Here is a 16,813-nt window from a genome sequence, read left to right as displayed (position 1 = left end):
CGCCGGTTCAGTCGGACGGCCCGGGCCGGTCCAGCAGGCGGCGGGGCACGTCGACGAGCAGGGTGTCGAGCTGTTGTCGGGGAATGCCGCGGCCGCGCAGGGCAGGCACGATCCGGCGCAGGAGGTGGTCGTAGCCCATGCCGCCGTAGCGGCGCAGCTGAGTCTTGGTCCACACGGAGCAGCCGAGCACCATGCGGTCGGCGAACCCGTCGGCGAGGAACTCTTCGACGGCGTCGAGGCGTTCGGCATCGGTGGCGTCCTTGTAGCCGTCCCGGTAGTAGGCCTCGTTGCCGAAGCACCACTCCAACGTGACTCCGGCGGAGGCCAGTTCTCGCAGATAGGGCGGGTCGATGTACTCGTCGACGTTGCCGAGGACGACCCGCTCGGCCGACAGTCCGGCGGCCGCCAGCACCTCCAGTACGTCGAAGCCCAGCCGGGCCCCGGGATCGAGCCGGACGCCGACGGCAGCGCCGCAGCGGGCGGCCGCCCGCCCGGCGGCGCGCAGCATGCGGCGTTCGGCGAGTTCGACGGGTGCACCGGTGCCGATGATGCCGAGGAGGGCGGCCCGGTAGGCGACGCCGGGGATGCGGTCGGTGAGCGCCCGGTGGAAGTGCTCCTCGAGGGCCGGTTCGTCGAGCGCGCGCAGCCAGTCCGGGTGGGACCGGCCCAGATAGGCCCCGTAGCCGGCGACGACGTGCAGGCCCGACGCCCTTGACAGGGCAGGGAGTTCGGCGTGCCGCGGGCCGAGTCCCCAGGTGGTCAGGTCGACCACACAGGACTGGCCCAGCGCGCGGGCGGGCTGCAGTTCCGCGACGACGGTGTCGGGGTCGTCCAGGACGAGGTTGTCCTCCAGCGCGAGCAGGTTCCAGCGCAGGAATCCCAGGTTTTCCATGGTGACCCTCGGGTCGGCGGGCAACGGTTCGCGCGGCGGCCGGTGCAGGACGCGGCTGTCGCTCAGCAGGTGTTCGTGCATGGATGTCGGGCCGAGCGCGGCGGCGTCGACGGGGCCGAGAACTGTTTCGATCATGCCGAGTCCCCCGCGGCGGCTCCCCTGGCGGGTACGTCCTCGCTGTGCCGTGCGGTGTGGCGGTGAACCGGCGCGCCGGGCGTGCTCATGGGGCGGTTGACTTACGGCTCATGGGGGCGGTTTCCCTTCCGGTTCATGGGGTGGCTCCCGTCCCGCCGCCCTCGCGTGCCGGCTGGGCCGGAACGTGATGGGCCACCGGGGCGGATGCGGTCGTGGGTCAGGCGGGGCGGCCCACCAGGTGGGTCCGGTCGGCGCGGGCCACTTCGGGGTTGGGGTCCGCGGATTCCAGCCACCGCAGGACCTCAGCCTGTTCGACGAGCGCGTCCCGCTGGAGGTAGTGGACGGCCCGAAGCGCGGCGTCGTGGGCCTCCTGGGTGGACCCGCCGACGCAGTCGGTGACCACGCGCACCCGATAGTCGTGCTGGTGGGCGTCGACGGCCGTGTAGTGCACGCACACGTCGGTGAGCCCGCCGATGAGGATCACGGTCTCGGCCCGGTAGGCCTTGAGTACGATCTCCAGTTCGGTGCCGAAGAACGCCGAGTAGCGGCGCTTGCGGATCAGGAACTCGTCCGGGCGCGGTTCCAGGCCCTTCGACAGCTCGGTCTCCGGCCATCCTTCGATGCAGTGCGGTCCCTCGGCGCCATCGAGTTCACGGCCGATGTCCACCAGGTTCGGCTTGTGGACCTCCTGGATCCAGACGACGGGGATGCCCTGTTCGCGGGTGCGGCGGATCAGCTCGCGCACTCGCGGTGTCCGCTCGGCGCGTCCCGCCATGTGTGGGATCTCCGTGCGCGACGCGGACTGCTCGACATCACCGCCCTGGATGTCGACGACGATCAGGACGGCGTTGCCTGCTACGTTCATCTGCATCTTTCCTCTCTCCGTGCGGACAACGGCCGTTGGGGCCGTGTCCAGGTGTGTGGGTGGGTGTGGCGGCTAGACGAGCGCCAGTCGGCGGTCCGCCAGGACCTGGAGGACGTCGACGACGGCGTTCACCGCGACGTAGACCACGCCCAGCAGCAGCGCGACCCCGGTGATCCCCGGCAGGTCGGCAGCCGCGACCGAGCTGTCCAGGTAGGAGCCGACGCCCGGCCAGTCGAAGATCTTCTCGACGACGACCAGTCCGGCGAGCAGGGCGCCCGCCTGGATGCCGACCATCGACAGGGCGGGCCCGAGTGAGTTGCGGACCGCGTGTCGCAGCAGGACCGCCCGCTCCGTCAGGCCGGCCGCGCGGGCGGTCCGGGCGTGGTCGGCCTCCAGGTTGGCGGTAAGCCCGTCGGCCAGGACTCGTCCGATCGCCACGGCGGGGGCGATCGCCGCGCACAGCGCGGGCAGCACAAGATGCGTGGCCGCGTCGCCGAAGACGTCGAACCGCCCGGCCAGGAGGGTGTCCAGGAGCAGGAAGCCCGTGGGCCCGGTGGGGGCGTCGCGGAAGGACGTCCGTCCGCCGGACGGCAGCCAGCCGAGGTGGCCGTAGAAGACGAGCAGCGCCACCATGCCCAGCAGGAAGGACGGGGCGGCGGCACCGGCGAACAGCACGCCGCGCAGTACCGCGGAGCCGCGTCGGCGCATCGCGGTGAGGTAGGCGAACACGGTGCCGAGGAGCACGGCGACGAGCAGGACGCAGCCGGCGAGTTCGAGGCTCGCGGGCAGGACGTCGGCAAGGTCGGAGGCGACGGGGGTGCGGGTACGCAGCGAGTTCTGCAGGTCCCCGTGCAGCAGCCCCGACAGGTAGTGCAGATAGCGGGGGACAAGGGGTTCGTCGAGTCCCAGGCGGGCGCGGGCGGCGTCGACCGCGGCCGGGGAGGCGTTGGCGCCGACGTACGCCTTGGCCGGGTCGACGCCGGACATCTCCTGGAGCGCGAACAGGGCCACGGTCAGGGCGAGCAGGACCCCGGCCGTCGCCACAGCGCGGCGCAGGACGAATTTCACTGTGTCAGTCCTCTCCGGAAGGACGGGCGGGCGGGTTCACCGGCGCCGCAGCATGTCGCGGACGGCGTCGCCGGCGTAGTTCGCGACGAGGGCGAGGAGCATGACGGCGACGCCCGGCACGATCGGCACCCACCAGGCCGTCAGCAGGTACTGCATGCCCTGCGCGGCCATGGCACCCAACTCCGGTGCGGGGGCGGGCGAGCTGAGGCCCATGAAGGACAGCGCGGACAGGGCGACGACGAGTCCGCCGACGTCCAGGCTGGCGGCGATCACCACGGTCGAGCGGACGCCGGGCAGCAGATGACGGGTGACCCGGCGTCCCCAGGGCACCCCGGCCAGCCGGGCCGCCTCCAGGTGCGGCCGGGCGGCCCAGGCGCGGATCTCACCGCGGACGAGCCGCGCGTACATCGGCCACCACACGACGGCGATGCCGATCAGCGCGCTGCGGTAGCTCGCGCCGAGGGAGGCGGCGACGGCCATCGCTATGACGAGTCCCGGCAGTGCCAGGAACAGGTCGGTGATCCGCATCAGCAGCCCGTCCACCCAGCCCGGCAGGGCTCCCGCGAGGACACCGACCAGTCCGCCGGCCAGGACACCGGAGGCGATGACGACGACGGCGGCGAACAGGCTGGCGCGCATGCCGTACAGGGCGCGCGCGAACAGGTCGTAGCCGAGGGCATCGGTGCCGAGCAGATGGCCGGCGCTGCCCGGCGGCAGGAGGGCGTCGCCGGATCGCAGGACGGGGCTGTGCGGGGCGAGGACCGGAGCGAGCAGGGCCAGCAGGACGAGCAGCGCGAGGGCCCCGAGCGCCGCCCGGTCCGCGGTGGTGCTGCGGGTGCGGACGGCTTCGGCGTACGTCCGGCGCCGTCCGGCCGCCAGTGGGTTGATCGTGGTCATCGGGCACCTCCTGTCGCGGCGGCCGGGCCGGGAGTGGGCCGGCGGGGACGGAGGCCGGGGACGGCGTCGAGGAGCGCGCCGGTGTACTCCTCGGCCGGGGCCGAGCAGACCCGCTCGGTGGGTCCTTCCTCGACGATGCGGCCCGCGCGCATGACAGCGATCCGGTCGGCGACGATCCGGGCGGCAGCCAGGTCGTGGGTGACGAAGAGGATCGACATGCCCAACTCCCTGCGGAGCCGACCGAGGAGGTCGAGCACGGTCGCGGCGAGGGACACGTCCAGGGCGGAGGTGGGCTCGTCGCACAGCAGGACCCGGGGCGGCACGATCACCGCCCGCGCGATCGCCGCCCGCTGGCGCTGGCCGCCGGACAGCTGGCCGCCGCGGGCGTTGGCGGTGGCGGCGGGCAGGCCGACGGTTTCCAGGACGTCCGCGACGGCCGCCCGGCGTTCGGCGCGCGTCAGCCGTCCGGCCGTCAAGGCCAGCCGTTCGTCGAGCATCTCGCCGACGGTGAGCCACGGAGTGAGGGAGGAGCCGGCGTCCTGGAAGACCATCTGAGGAGTGCTGCCGAGCACGCTCACCTCGCCCGAGGTTGGTTTGTCCAGGCCGGCCACGATCCGCAGCAGCGTCGACTTGCCGCAGCCGCTCTCGCCGACCAGCGCCACCGACTCGCCCTGGGCGACGTCGAGGTCCACGCCGCGCAGCGCGTGCAGTTCCCTGCGGGCCCACGGGGGTCCGGAGCGGAAGACCCGGGCCGCCTGGCGCAGTCGCAACGCGAGGTCGCCGCCGATGACCGGCTCGGGCCATCGGTCGGGCAGGTCGCGGTTGACGGGCGGTGCGTGACCGCTCGTCAGCACCCCGTTCGCGTCCACGGCCCGGCCGCGCCCACCGCCGGCCAGTTCGGTCACGGTGCGCGGCCGGGGCGGCCGCGCGTCCTCCTCCCGTACGTCCTCCGCCTCGTCCCCCGTCGGGCGGCCCAGGGTGAGCGGCCGGTCCCGTGGGGTGTCGAGGTCGATCCGTGAGGCCAGCAACCGCCGGGTGTAGGGGTGTCGAGGGTGCTGGAAGATCTCGTCCGCGGTGCCCTGCTCGACGAGGCCGCCCCGGTACATCACCACGATCCGGTCGCTGATCCGGGCAGCGACGCCCAGGTCGTGGGTGACGAACACAACGGCGCAGCCGATGTCGTCGCGCAGGGACAGCAGCAGGTCGAGGACCTGTGCCTGGACCGTGACGTCGAGCGCGGTGGTGGGCTCGTCGGCGACGATCAGGGAGGGTTTGCGAGCGACGGCCAGGGCCATCATCACGCGCTGCCGCAGGCCGCCGGAGAGCTGGTGCGGGAAGGCCTTGAGCCGGGCCTCGGGGTCGGGCACGCCGACGTCCGCCAGCAGCCGCAGCCGTTCGAGCCGGTCGGGTGCCACCTCGGCGAGCTGGGCGCCGATGGTCATGGTCGGGTCGAGCGAGGTCATCGGGTCCTGGAAAACGGCCCCGACATGCCGACGGCGCACCCGGCGGCGGGCCTCGTCCCCGGCGGCGACCATGTCGGTGCCGCCCAGCAGGACCGAGCCGCCCACCTGCGGCCGGGAGCGGTGGGGCAGCAGTCCCATCACGGCGAGGCCCAGCACGCTCTTGCCCGAGCCGGACTCCCCCACCATGGCGACGATTTCACCCGGGTGCACGTCGAGGCTGACGCCGCGTACGGCGTGGACGGTGCCGTTGTCGCGGGTGAGACGCACGTCGAGGTCGCGCACCGACAGGGTGGGCCGCTCGTCCTGTGTCGTCACGTCGTCCGTTCCCGTCAGGTCCGAGGTCGTGTCGGGTGCCATGTCAGGAGCGGCCGAGGGCGGCGAAGTGCAGGACGTTGTACTCAAGCAGGTTCTGGGCCTTCCGGGTGCCGCTGATGCCCGGGGTGGTGAGCAGGGTGGTGTTCAGCGAGCCGATGGAAAACCAGTTGCGCGAGTCGATGACCGAGCGGGCGACGGGTCCGTACGCGGACTGGTCGGTGGTGGTCAGTGCCTTGTCGAGGCCGGCATCGAGGCCGTCGACCTCGGCTCCGAAGAGGTCCAGGCCGCCCTTCGGGGTGTAGATGATGCGGCCCCAGGAGTCGGGGTGGCCGGCGTCCGGGAAGACGGAGAAGACGGCCAGGTCAGGAGCGGCGGAGAGATCGTCGGTCAGCTTGTAGATGGTGCCCGCGGCGTAGGCGACGGCCTCCGCTTTGAGTCCGGCGCTGTTCATCCGGGAGGCGAGTTCCTCGGCGACCGCCTTGCCGTCGGCGCTGCTGCCGGCATAACCGATGCGGACGGTGCGGCCCTTGGCGGGAGAGGACGCGGCAATGTCAGCAAGTGCGGCCTTGTCAAAGGTGATGCCCTGGTCGTCGAGGCCGGGGTTTAGCATGCCCTGGGGGAACAGCTGGCTCGTGGGTTCCTCCAAGCTGCCCATGGCGGCGGACAGGATGCCCCTGGTGTCGATGCCCGTGAAGAGCCGCTTGCGCTGCCCGGCCGAGGTGAATGCCTTCGACTTCGGGTTGACGTAGATCATCTGGGTGGTGAGGTTAGGAAAGGTGCTGGTCGTGACGGTCTTGCTGTGCGCGTAGGACTCGAAGGCCGACTTGTTGAGGTTGCCGAGGATGGCGTCGATCTCGCCGCGTTCCAGCGCCAGTTGGGTCGCGGCGGCGTTCTGCGAGATCTCCAGCTCGACGGTGCCGAACTTCGGCTTGGCGCCCCAGTAGTCGTGAAAGGCGGTGAGTTCGTAGCGGCTGCCAGTCTTGGCGGAGGCCAGTTCGTACGGTCCGGTGCCGGCGTCGTGGCTGGTGAGCCAGGTCTGGGCGTGGTCCTTCCCGGCGTGCTTCTCGAGGACGCCGGGGCTGATGAGCTTCAGGCCGAAGGGCGAGGCGAGGTAGTCCAGGAACGCCGAGTTGGGCGCGGACAGGGTGAGGACGGCCGTGTGGTCGTCGGGCGTGGCGACCTTGGTGACGTCGGCGGTCATGTAGGCGGATCCGCCGCCGACCTGGGCACGGCGCTTGATCGCGTCCGCCACCGCCTTGGAGGTGAGCTTGGTGCCGTCGTGGAAAGTGACGCCGTCGCGGAGGGTGAAGGTGTAGGTGAGGCCGTTCTTCGAGACCTTCCAGGCAGTGGCGAGCGCGGGCACGATCTTGGCGCTGTCGGTGCCGTCCTCGTACTTGACCAGGCCCTCGTAGGTGTTCTGGATGATGTTCAGGCCGGGACCGTCGTAGTTGATGTCGGGGTCAGGGGGCGTCGTGTAGTTCTGCACGACGGCCGCGGTGAACACGTCCTTGCCCCTGGCGGCTCCGGAGTGACCGGCCGAACATCCGGTAAGCGCCAGGACGGTGGCCACGGCAGTGACGACGCCGGCCCGCGGCCCGCGCCGGGCGGGGGCACGGTCCTTGTTCGTGGCCGTGGCCGGGGAGGTGGTTCTGTCGCTGGATCGCATCAGGACCCTCTCGTGGAGGAGGCCCCGGCGGGCGGGCCGCGCGGAGGACTCGGGGATTCCTGTCAGTGACCGAAAACTAGGCGCCAGAGCGTCGGCGAGGGTTTCCCGTGCGTTGCCGAAGATGTCCGGGCGGTAAATTCTGTCAGTGATAGAAAACCCCTTGTGCTGTTGGTACGGTGACTCCGCCCGGACCGGAAGTGCTGTGCCCCGGCGGGCGCCCCGGAACCGATGTCCGTCCCGGGCCGCCCGCATCGACCACGGAGGAGGACGCACGTGCGGCAGGACGAGCACGCCACCACCACCCCCACCCCCGCGCTGCTGCTGAGGAACGTCACCGTCGTCGACGGCTCAGCGGGAAGTCCCGCGCCCGGCCGCGACGTTCTGGTGGAGGGCGACCGGATCCGCGCGGTCGCGCCCACCGGCACCCTGGACCTGCCCGAGGTGGTCTCCCCCGCACGGCTGCGGATCCTGGAGGCCGCCGGACACACGCTCCTGCCCGGCTTCTTCGACTGCCACGTGCATGTGAGCACCAGTCCGGAGGCGGCCCGCTTCGACACCGTGCTCGCGCCGGAGAGTCTGCTGACGCTGCGTTCGGTGCCCGCCCTGTCCGCGACGCTCGACGCCGGCATCACCTCGGCGCGGGATCTGGCCGGTGCCGACTCCGGATTCCGGGACGCCCTCGACGCCGGCTATGTGCGCGGCCCGGAGCTGCAGATCGCGCTGCGGATCCTCAGCATCACCGGCGGCCACGGGGACTGGCGGACCGTCAGCGGCACACCGCTCGACTCGGGCCCGGGCGCGGGCGCGGTCGCCGACTCCCCGGACGAGTTCGTCCGGGCCACGCGCGAGGTCGTGCGCCAGGGGGCCGACTGGGTCAAGGTCGCGGCGACCGGGGGCATGACCAGCCCGCGCCGCGCGCCGGAGTCCGGCGGGCTGACGGAGGCCGAACTGCGCGCGGTCGTCACCGAGGCGGAACGCCACGGCGTGGTGGGCGTGGCGGCCCACGCCCAGGGCGCCGCCGGCATCACGGCCGCGGTACGGGCCGGCGTACGCAGCATCGAGCACGGCTATCTGGTGGACGACGCCACGCTGGAGGAGATGGGAGAGCGGGGCACGTACCTCGTCCCCACTCTGTCCGCGCTGACCCGTCCCGTACGCCAGGACGGGCCTCCACACCTGGTGGAGCAACGCCGACAGCTGCGGGAGACAGCACTCGAACGCCTGTCGATCGCGCTCACCAGCGGCGTGCCCGTCGTGCTGGGGACTGATGCCGGCATCGCGCCGCACGGCCGGAACCTGCGCGAACTCGCGCTGCTGGTACGCCTGGGCCTCTCCCCCGCCACCGCGATCGCCGCGGGCACCTGCGTCGCGGCCCGGATGTGCCGGCTCGACGACGAGGTGGGCACCGTACGTGCCGGGCTGCGGGCCGACTTGGTGCTGACCGACGTGGATCCGCTGACCGACATCGCGGCGCTCGGCGAGCTCGACGCGATCCGGACCGTGATCCAGGGGGGCCGCGTGGTCAAGGACGTGGCGAGTGACCTCGGTGCCGGACAGGAGCGAGCCGCGTGACGCACGACGCCGATGAGACGGGAGCCGCCCCGGCAACACAGCCGTCCCCCCTCGCACCGCAGCGATCCGCCGCCGGAAAGCCGGGCCGTCCGCGCTCCGCGCCCAAGCAGCGCAACGGGCTCAGCACCCGGGAGGAGATCCTCCAGGCGGCGTCACGGCTGTTCGGCGAGCAGGGGTACGGCAAGACCACGACCCGTCAGATCGCCGAAGCCGTGGGCATCAAACAGTCGACGATGTACTACCACTTCGCCGACAAGCGAGCGATCCTCACCTCACTGCTCTCCAGCACCGTCACTCCGGCGCTGGAGTTCGCAAACTGGCTGGCGGCACAGGACCTCGACCCCGTCGTGCGGGTCTGTGCCCTGGTCGCCTTCGACCTCGAGACCCTGCTGCGCGACCGGCTGAACCTCCATGTCGTCTACCACCTGCCGGAGCTGGAGGACGACGACTTCGTACCGACCCGCTCCGCACAGACCGTCCTGCGGGACACGTACCGGGAGTTCGGCCGCGCCGCCCTCGCCACGCTGCACCCACCCGAGCGGGCCGCCGACCTCGCCCGCGATGTGGACCTCGTCTTCGCCCTGGTGGAGGCCTCGGTGTCACAGCGTCAGTGGGGCGGGGAGGGGGACCGCGCACGCTACGCGGAGTCGGCGGTACGAGGATCACTCCGGCTGCTCGGCGTCGACGGCTCCGCCGTCCCCGACATCATCACCCGCGCCGAAGCCGCGCTGGCCCGCTACCGCTCCACAGGGCGCACACCGCACCTCGGGAGCAAGGGCGCGGCTCCGGGTCCGGATTCGGATTCGGATTCGGATTCGGATTCGGATTCGGGTCCCGCTACCAGATCACGCCCCTGGTGATCGAGAAGCCTTGACAGACCTCATGGGGAAACCACTTGGGGGGCTTGCCCCAAGGCCGGGTAGTTAGCGTTTCTACAGGTCACGCAAGGGGAGTTGACGGATTCTTGACGTGGAGCAACGGAGCTCGTTGGTACAGGCAGTCGTCCAAGACGGCTTGTCCCGCAAGGAGCTCCGTTGCCTGTTCATTGTGTCTCGCCGTCGGCGCTGACGGCCATCATCCGTACGGTGACTGTGGCCGCGGGCCGGTTCGCTCCCGGACATCTGGGAGAACTGACGCCGATCATGCCGTTCGAGCTGGTCGACGCGGTCTTGTCCGAGACCAGGACCGTGCAGCGGCGGTTGCGTGATCTGCCCTCGCGGGTCGGCGTCTACTTCCTCCTGGCGATGTGCCGCGCGCCGGTGCGGGTGTTGTTCGAGGTGCTGGCCGGGCCGTTGGCCCAGCCGACCACATCGGGGGTACGGTTCGGCCCGTATCGGACGGTGTCGTTCGACGGCTGCAGCTCGCTCAAGGTGCCTGACAGCGAGCGCAACCGGGGCTGGCCGGGGCGGTGCCCGCACGGCGGCTATCCCCAGGTCGAGCTGATGACACTGTTCGAGACCGGCACCCGGGCCGTGATCGGAGCGGTCTCCGGCCCCCAGCTTGGACAGCAGGACGGCCAGGGCGGCCTGCCAGACCATGAACATCGTCACGCCCTGCCCAGCGGCCAAAGCAGCCAGCCGCGCATGCAGATCCGCCTCCACCCGCAGCGGCGCCCAGCCGCCCTCATGCGAAGCCGCCGCGGGACGCGGACGATCCATCGGCAGAACCAACTCCTCCGGCAGACCCGCCAACCGCTCCCGCCAGTAGGCCACCTGCCCGGCCAGCACACTGCCCGGGTCATCGGCCTCACCCAGCAACGCCCGCTGCCACAGGGTGTAGTCCGCGTACTGCACCGGCAACGGCTCCCACCCCGGCGCCCGCCCCGCACACCGCGCCGCATAGGCCATCGACAGATCCCGTCACAACGGACCCAACGACCACCCATCACTTACCACGTGATGCACCACCAGCACCAAACACCCAAACACCACCGGCATTCGGGGACGCGCCACCCTCGCCACCAGCGGAAGGCAGGGCGAACAGCGCCGCCCGCACCGCCGTCAACGCCATCGACACAGCCCTCACCGCCGCCGGACAGAAGGTGCATCTGCCCAGCCCGCGACCACCCCCTGCGGCCACAACCCGCGACTCCACAACCAGATCACCGTCAGCAAAGCACCGGCCAGAACAACGAGTTACACCAACACCCCAGCCACCCGCGCGGCGCATGCGGCCACAACCCCCAAGCACACCGAAAAGACCGTTCCCGCATCTCTACGGAAACGGCCTCCGACCCGCAAAAACGCTGGTCGGGACGGCCGTGTGCTCGCTCAGGACATCGAATGGGGTGTCTCAAGACATCGGCATGACCTCGGGGGCAGGGTCTGGCGATGTCGAAGAGGCGTCTGGTGATCACTGCTGTCGTCGTAGAGGGCCGTACCCAGGGCGAGGTCGCGCGGGCCTACGGAGTGCCGCAGGGCTGGGTCAGCCGTCTGGTGGCCCGCTACCGAGTTGAGGGCGAGGCGGCATTCGAGCCACGCTCGAGGCGGCCCAAGACCTCACCCACCGCGCTCGCCCCGGACACGGTCGACCTGATCGTCCGCATCCGCAAGGAGCTGACCGAGCAGGGTCTGGACGCCGGGCCGGAGACGATCGCGTGGCATCTTCAGCACCATCACCATCTGCGCGTGTCGCGGGCCACGATCAGCCGCCATCTGACCGCCCACGGCCTGGTCGTTCCCGCGCCCAGGAAGCGGCCCCGCTCGTCCTATATCCGCTTCCAGGCCGAGCTGCCCAACGAGACCTGGCGGGCGGACTTCACCCACCACCGCCTCGCCGACAAGGCCGGCACCGACACCGAGATCCTGACCTGGCTGGACGACTGCTCCCGCTACGCCCTGCACGTGACCTGCTGGCCACGGGTGACCGGCCCGATCGTCCTCGACACCTTCCGCCAAGCCGTCGCCACGCACGGCATCCCGGCCTCCACCCTCACCGACAACGGCATGGTGTTCACCACCCGCCTCTCCGGCGGCCGCGGCGGCCGCAACGCCCTGGAACACGAACTGCGCCGCCTGCACATCACCCAGAAGAACGCCGCCCCCAACCACCCCACCACCTGCGGAAAAGTCGAACGCTTCCAACAAACGATGAAGAACTGGCTCCGCGCGCAGCCCGACCAGCCCACTACCCTCCCCCAGCTGCAAACCCTCATCGACCGGTTCACCCACGCCTACAACCACCAGCGACCCCGCCGGTCCCTGCCCCACCGGGCCACCCCCGCCACCGTCTACACCACCCGGCCCAAGGCCCTACCGGCCCACAGCCGCGACGCCGACACCCACACCCGCCTCCGCCACGACCGCATCGACGAATCCGGCATTGTCACCCTCCGCCTGGCCGGACGCCTCCACCGCATCGGCGTCGGACGAACCCACGCCGGAACCCACGTGATCATGCTGGTCAACGACCTCGACGTCCGGATCGTCAACGCCGTCACCGGCGAACTCCTCCGTGACCTGACCATCGACCCCAGCCGCGACTACCAGCCAACCGGCCGCCCACCCGGCCCACAACGACGATGACCCCGAACCCCAATCGTGGGTTCGGGGTCATTCCGATGTCCTGCGACATCACACTGGTCGGGACGACAGGATTTGAACCTGCGCCCCCTTGACCCCCAGCCCATCCTCACCCGCGAGGACCGTAAAGCCCTGGATCATGCGCTCCCGGGCGGAAAGCCAGTTCAGATCGCGGGAAGCGTGTGGAGCAGTTGCTCGGTCCAGATGGTCTTGCCTGAAGTGCCGTATCTGACTCCCCAGCGGTGCGCGAGGGCACTGACGAGCTGAAGGCCGCGACCGTTCTCGTCAGTGTCGGAAGCCCTGCGGATGTGGGGCGTGGTGAGGCTTCCGTCGGAGACCTCGCAGACCAGGCTGCGCCCGCGCAGCAGGCGCAGGGCGACAGGACCCTGTGCATGGCGCACCACGTTTCCTATGAGTTCACTGACGACCAGTTCGGTGGTCATCACAAGATCGTCGAGATGCCAGAGCGCGAGTTGCCCACGGACCAGTTCACGTGCCCGGCGCGCCGCCATGGGGTCTGTGGGAAGGGGCCATGCGGCGACGTTCTCGGCAGTCAGCGCATGAGTGCGTGCGAGGAAGAGAGCGGCGTCGTCCCTGCCCTTCTTCTGGGTCGGCAGTAGTGCGGACACAATGGTGTCGCAGAGCGTCTCCAGGCTGGGCCGGACCTCCTTGCCTACCGCCGCGTCCAGGATTCCGGTGAATCTGTCGACGCACTCGTCGATGTCCTGGCCGGGTGATTCCACCAGCCCATCAGTGAACAGCGCCAACAGGCTGTTGTCCGGTACTTCCAGTTGGACGACGTCGAACGGTGGTGTGGCGGCACCCAGAGGAGAGTTCGTGGGGATCTCGGGGATTCGCACGGAGTGATCGGGGTGCATGACGACCGGCGGAAGGTGGCCGGCGGAGGCGAACTCGCACAGGCATGTCGTGGGGTCGTAAACGACGTACAGACATGTGGCGTAGGAGTCATCGCTGAGATCGCTGACGAGTTCGTTGAGGTGGGTGAGAATCTCGTCGGGAGCGAGTTCGAGCTCGGTGAGGGTGCGTACGGCGGTGCGCAGACGTCCCATGGTGGCTGCTTCCGACAGCCCGTGGCCCATGACATCGCCGATGACGAGTGCGGCGCGTTCGGCGGACAAGGCGATGAGGTCGTACCAGTCGCCGCCGACGTCGAGGTGGCGGTCGGCCGGCAGATAACGCGCCGCGGCGCCGATCGCGAGCAGCGGGGGAAGCTTCTGCGGCAGCAGGCCACGCTGTAGTTCCTGTGCGCGGTTGTGCTCCGAGTCGTAGAGCCTGGCGCGCTCGAGTGCCTGGGCGATGAACCCGCTGAGTGCGGTGAGCAGGGTCCGTTCCTCGCCGGTAAGCGGTTGCCGCCCGGCGAAGTCGATCACGCAGCATCCGGTCACCCGGCCGGAGACGATCAGAGGCAGGAAGGCCCAGGACTGGTCCTCGTCGGTGACGAGGACCTTGGCGGAGAGCGGGTAGCGAGCCCTGTGCTCTCCCGCGGACGTGATGAACAGCGGAACACGGGTGGTGACGACCTCCGCCACGGGGGCGGTGATGTGTGGGTCATGTGCCCGGAAGAGATCCAGTTGGGTTTCGCCGTATCTGATGGAGCCGACGACGCGAGGGGAGCGGTCCTCCATGGTCAGGACGGCCAGCCTGGTGGCTCCGAAGGGTGCGAGGACGTGTTCCGCCGTCGCTTCCACGACGTCCCGCATGGTGATGGCCTCGGCAAGCGCCGCAGTCAGGCGCGCGATGCGCGCGGAGCGTTCGGCCGCGCTGCGTTCCGCGGCCTCCCGTTCCGCCTTCCTGATTTTCCTGTCGGTGATGTCGGTCGAGTAGATGGTCAGCCCTTGCGGCACCGGCACCAGGCGTAGGCCGTACCAGCGCTGGTTGGCGGACGAGCACAGCTCGGTGCTCACCGGCCTGCCCTCCGAGATGGTGCGTCGGCACATCTCCTTGAACTCGGGTGCCCGTGCGGCGGGGATGGCCCACAACGAGCGGTCTTTGGTGTCGGGGACCGGTCCGAGTGCCCGCTCGGCCTCGGGGTTGGCGAACGTGATTCTCCAGTCGGCGTCGACGGCAGCGAATCCGTCCGTCATGTGCCGCAGGGCGTGATCGACGGCGTCCCTGGCGGCCCGAGTGTGGGTCGTGTCCCACACCGTGCCGACCATGTGCGTCGGCTCTCCGTCCGGACCTGTGATCACCCGGCCGCGGGCCTGCGCCCAGCCTGAGGTCCCGTCGGGGCGGCGGATGCGGTATTCGACGCTGTAGAGGCTGCGAGTGCGGATCGCCTCGTCGGTGTCCGCCATCACCCATGGCAGGTCATCGGGGTGGACCATGTCCACCCAGGACTCGATCCGCCGGTCGTAGGTGTCGGGATCGATGCCCAGCACCCTCATGGCCTGCTCGTCGTAGAAAAGCTCGCCCGTGCGGATGTTCCAGTCCCAGGCCCCTACGCTGACGGCCTTGGCGGCCTCGCTCAGCCGGGAGCCGCCGTCCTGCTCCAGCCACCATTCGGAGGAAGCGCCGCGGGGAGCGGTGAGGGAGCGGCCCAGATGTCCGGCGACGCGGTGGGCGACCTCTTCCAGAAAGGCGCGCTCTACGCCTGTCGGCTCCCCTTCCAGACAGATGACGGACAAAGTGCCCAGTACTCGCTCCCGCGACACCATCGGGACCACGGCGATTCCGGACACGGCCGCACTCCCCGGGTGTTCCGGAAGCGGGCCGGCGCCGGGGTCGCGACCGCTGTCCCGGGGCCGTATCGGCCGCCATCGGCACTTCCCGTCCAGCATGGGGTCGACCGGGCTCATCGGATGCCGGACCACACGGTCCTCCCATTGCCGCGCTTGCGTTGCGGGTAGACCGTCGACGGCGAGCAGACGCAGCCCCGACCCCGCCCAGGGGCCCGTCAGATGCGCCATTCCGCCCAGGCCTCCGAGTTCGGCGACCACATGGTGCAGGGCGCAGCTCAAGGACTCGGTCTCCGTGACGTCCTCACCAAACGCGGCAAGCGCGCGCAGCCTGTCCTCCTTGGACCAGCGTGTTATCCGTTTCGTGCTGCGCGTGTTTCGTGCCATGGACTGCTACCGATCATCGGCCTGGCCGGGCTGCGCAGGCGAAGCAGCGGTCCGCTTGCGCACGTAGAAATTATCCTATAAAGCACAGAAAGGTGTTAATTGCGTAGTTAAATGTATCGGCCGAGACACGGCCGATCAGTGCTGTGAAACACTGGCGCCGCCGCCCATGGCAGCGCGCGGAGCTCAAGATGGGCGGCCAGTTGAGTCCCGGCTGATAGCCACGAGAGAAATGGCTTTCATCCACTTGTTGTGGAGCGGTGACGCTGGGTGATGGAAGGGATCAGTCGGTGTAGAGGACGCGGCGGCGAAGTACCGGCTCGCCCCGTAGCGCTTCGAAATGGCTTCACCGGGCCTGACCTGAGACAACGCAGCTGACCAGCAGGTGCCCGGCATGATCAGTCCTCGTGCTGGTTCGACTTGTCTGCCTCATCGGCATGCGAATCTTCGCATGGCTGTTCCTGATGCCTCGATCTGCTGCGGCCAAGAACGCGGAGATACTGATCCTGCGGCACGAGCTCGCGGTCCTGCGTCGACAGATCACCGCACCCAAGCCCGGATGGCCGGACCGTGCACTGCTCGCCTGAACTGAAGGGTGTCAATATTCCGATCAGGCTGCTGAGCTGGGCGTTCTCTGTGGACGGTCAGGCAGTCGGGGTGGCGTGGTGTGGTACTCGTTGAGCAGTCCACCAAGTACCTGCCGACGCCTGACCGTGCCAGCAGGTAGGGGGATGATTCGGGTGGTCGTCTGGGGCACGTAGGCCCAGGCTGCGGTGGGGCCGTCCGGAGTTGTAGTGCTGGGCATACATGGTGAGGACGGTGCGCAGGTGGCGTTCGCCGGTGATGAGGATTCTGTCGGTGCATTCGGTGCGGGCTGCGTGTATCCATCGTTCGGCGAACGCGTTGGACCGTGGGCTTTGCGGCAGCGTCGGGATGACGGACGTGCCGTTGCCGACGAAGACGGCGTCGAATGCGGCGGTGAACTTGCTGTCCCGGTCGCGGATGAGGAACCGGATGCACCCAGCATGCGCCCGTGGGACGGGCGGTGACGCCCAGGACATGGACGCGCCGGGTCTTGATCTCCATGACGAAGAAGACGTAGAGCCGCCTGAGCTGCACGGACGATTTATCGGCACGCGCAGTCTCACGGCACCGTCCGCCGGATCCTGCGCGCCGTCGGCCTCGGGCCCGCACCCCGCTGAGAGGCTGCGCGCGGCGACTGGGCCGCCTTTCTCAAGGCCCAAGCTCACGGCCTGCTCGCCACCGGCCTGTTCCACATCGACACCTGCCCGGGATCAGCTCGCGCCCCTGGACGACCCGAACGTCAGTACCGCCGCGC

Annotated in this window: 13 protein-coding genes and 2 pseudogenes; 5 read left to right on the top strand and 10 right to left on the bottom strand. The window is 69.9% G+C overall.

Going from position 1 to position 16,813, the window contains the following annotated elements; translation table 11 throughout:
• Window positions 1–7 precede the first annotated feature (7 nt).
• From ACH4U7_RS48595 to ACH4U7_RS48570, 6 genes are all read right to left on the bottom strand, one after another.
• Entirely contained in the window at window positions 8–1,027 is a 1,020-nt protein-coding gene (locus ACH4U7_RS48595; RefSeq protein ID WP_398534161.1) for a hypothetical protein, read from the bottom strand.
• A gap of 217 nt (window positions 1,028–1,244) precedes the next feature.
• Window positions 1,245–1,892, bottom strand: coding sequence for an isochorismatase family cysteine hydrolase (locus ACH4U7_RS48590; RefSeq protein ID WP_358644595.1), 648 nt, complete (start codon window positions 1,890–1,892; stop codon window positions 1,245–1,247).
• Window positions 1,893–1,964: 72 nt separating this feature from the next.
• Window positions 1,965–2,960, bottom strand: a complete 996-nt coding sequence (locus ACH4U7_RS48585; protein WP_398534160.1) for an ABC transporter permease — start codon at window positions 2,958–2,960, stop codon at window positions 1,965–1,967.
• Between the two features lie 36 nt (window positions 2,961–2,996).
• The gene (locus tag ACH4U7_RS48580) at window positions 2,997–3,857 is read right to left on the bottom strand and encodes an ABC transporter permease (RefSeq protein ID WP_398534159.1); all 861 of its coding nucleotides are present in this window, start codon (window positions 3,855–3,857) and stop codon (window positions 2,997–2,999) included.
• Window positions 3,854–5,677 carry an ATP-binding cassette domain-containing protein gene (locus ACH4U7_RS48575; protein WP_398534158.1) on the bottom strand — a complete coding sequence of 608 codons (1,824 nt, stop codon included), beginning with the start codon at window positions 5,675–5,677 and terminating at the stop codon, window positions 3,854–3,856. The genes ACH4U7_RS48580 and ACH4U7_RS48575 overlap by 4 nt, the downstream gene beginning before the upstream one ends.
• Window position 5,678: 1 nt before the next feature.
• Window positions 5,679–7,301, bottom strand: a complete 1,623-nt coding sequence (locus ACH4U7_RS48570) for an ABC transporter substrate-binding protein (protein ID WP_398534157.1) — start codon at window positions 7,299–7,301, stop codon at window positions 5,679–5,681.
• A gap of 273 nt (window positions 7,302–7,574) precedes the next feature.
• Here ACH4U7_RS48570 and ACH4U7_RS48565 point away from each other — a divergent pair, with 273 nt between their 5' ends.
• The 3 genes and pseudogenes from ACH4U7_RS48565 to ACH4U7_RS48555 all read left to right on the top strand — a co-directional run.
• On the top strand, window positions 7,575–8,873 hold the full coding sequence (locus ACH4U7_RS48565; RefSeq protein ID WP_398534156.1) for an amidohydrolase family protein: 1,299 nt from the start codon (window positions 7,575–7,577) through the stop codon (window positions 8,871–8,873).
• Window positions 8,870–9,733, top strand: a complete 864-nt coding sequence (locus tag ACH4U7_RS48560) for a TetR/AcrR family transcriptional regulator (RefSeq protein ID WP_398534155.1) — start codon at window positions 8,870–8,872, stop codon at window positions 9,731–9,733. The genes ACH4U7_RS48565 and ACH4U7_RS48560 overlap by 4 nt, the downstream gene beginning before the upstream one ends.
• Before the next feature lie 282 nt (window positions 9,734–10,015).
• Window positions 10,016–10,063, top strand: a pseudogene (locus ACH4U7_RS48555) (hypothetical protein); the annotation flags it as partial.
• A 38-nt stretch (window positions 10,064–10,101) separates the two neighbouring features.
• Here the strand turns inward: ACH4U7_RS48555 and ACH4U7_RS48550 are convergent.
• Together ACH4U7_RS48550 and ACH4U7_RS48545 are read right to left on the bottom strand one after the other, a co-directional pair.
• A complete protein-coding gene (locus tag ACH4U7_RS48550; protein ID WP_398534198.1) occupies window positions 10,102–10,242 on the bottom strand; it encodes a hypothetical protein in 141 nt (46 codons plus the stop codon).
• 118 nt (window positions 10,243–10,360) lie between these two features.
• Window positions 10,361–10,789: pseudogene (locus ACH4U7_RS48545) on the bottom strand (condensation domain-containing protein); the annotation flags it as partial.
• Between the two features lie 414 nt (window positions 10,790–11,203).
• Between ACH4U7_RS48545 and ACH4U7_RS48540 the strand changes: the two are divergent.
• Complete coding sequence (locus ACH4U7_RS48540; protein ID WP_398534154.1) at window positions 11,204–12,397, top strand: IS481 family transposase; 1,194 nt, start codon at window positions 11,204–11,206, stop codon at window positions 12,395–12,397.
• A gap of 161 nt (window positions 12,398–12,558) precedes the next feature.
• Here ACH4U7_RS48540 and ACH4U7_RS48535 read toward each other — a convergent pair whose 3' ends face one another.
• Complete coding sequence (locus ACH4U7_RS48535; protein WP_398534153.1) at window positions 12,559–15,477, bottom strand: SpoIIE family protein phosphatase; 2,919 nt, start codon at window positions 15,475–15,477, stop codon at window positions 12,559–12,561.
• 434 nt (window positions 15,478–15,911) lie between these two features.
• On the opposite strand from ACH4U7_RS48535, the gene ACH4U7_RS48530 reads away from it, so the two are divergent.
• On the top strand, window positions 15,912–16,061 hold the full coding sequence (locus tag ACH4U7_RS48530; protein ID WP_398534152.1) for a hypothetical protein: 150 nt from the start codon (window positions 15,912–15,914) through the stop codon (window positions 16,059–16,061).
• Between the two features lie 57 nt (window positions 16,062–16,118).
• Here ACH4U7_RS48530 and ACH4U7_RS48525 read toward each other — a convergent pair whose 3' ends face one another.
• On the bottom strand, window positions 16,119–16,535 hold the full coding sequence (locus tag ACH4U7_RS48525; protein WP_398534151.1) for an integrase core domain-containing protein: 417 nt from the start codon (window positions 16,533–16,535) through the stop codon (window positions 16,119–16,121).
• Window positions 16,536–16,813 lie beyond the last annotated feature (278 nt).

The organism is Streptomyces sp. NPDC020845, from assembly GCF_044334165.1.
Classification (GTDB): domain Bacteria; phylum Actinomycetota; class Actinomycetes; order Streptomycetales; family Streptomycetaceae; genus Streptomyces.
The sequence above is the reverse complement of the archived record's forward strand: the minus strand, read 5'-3'. Positions and strand labels throughout refer to the sequence as shown.

Excerpts from the sequence above, each read along its gene's own strand:
- ACH4U7_RS48595 (WP_398534161.1), bottom strand. The coding sequence starts at position 1,027 with ATGATCGAAACAGTTCTCGGCCCCGTCGACGCCGCCGCGCTCGGCCCG.
- ACH4U7_RS48590 (WP_358644595.1), bottom strand. The coding sequence starts at position 1,892 with ATGAACGTAGCAGGCAACGCCGTCCTGATCGTCGTCGACATCCAGGGC.
- ACH4U7_RS48580 (WP_398534159.1), bottom strand. The coding sequence starts at position 3,857 with ATGACCACGATCAACCCACTGGCGGCCGGACGGCGCCGGACGTACGCC.
- ACH4U7_RS48575 (WP_398534158.1), bottom strand. The coding sequence starts at position 5,677 with ATGGCACCCGACACGACCTCGGACCTGACGGGAACGGACGACGTGACG.
- ACH4U7_RS48570 (WP_398534157.1), bottom strand. The coding sequence starts at position 7,301 with ATGCGATCCAGCGACAGAACCACCTCCCCGGCCACGGCCACGAACAAG.
- ACH4U7_RS48540 (WP_398534154.1), top strand. The coding sequence starts at position 11,204 with ATGTCGAAGAGGCGTCTGGTGATCACTGCTGTCGTCGTAGAGGGCCGT.
- ACH4U7_RS48535 (WP_398534153.1), bottom strand. The coding sequence starts at position 15,477 with ATGGCACGAAACACGCGCAGCACGAAACGGATAACACGCTGGTCCAAG.
- ACH4U7_RS48530 (WP_398534152.1), top strand. The coding sequence starts at position 15,912 with ATGCGAATCTTCGCATGGCTGTTCCTGATGCCTCGATCTGCTGCGGCC.
- ACH4U7_RS48525 (WP_398534151.1), bottom strand. The coding sequence starts at position 16,535 with ATGTCCTGGGCGTCACCGCCCGTCCCACGGGCGCATGCTGGGTGCATC.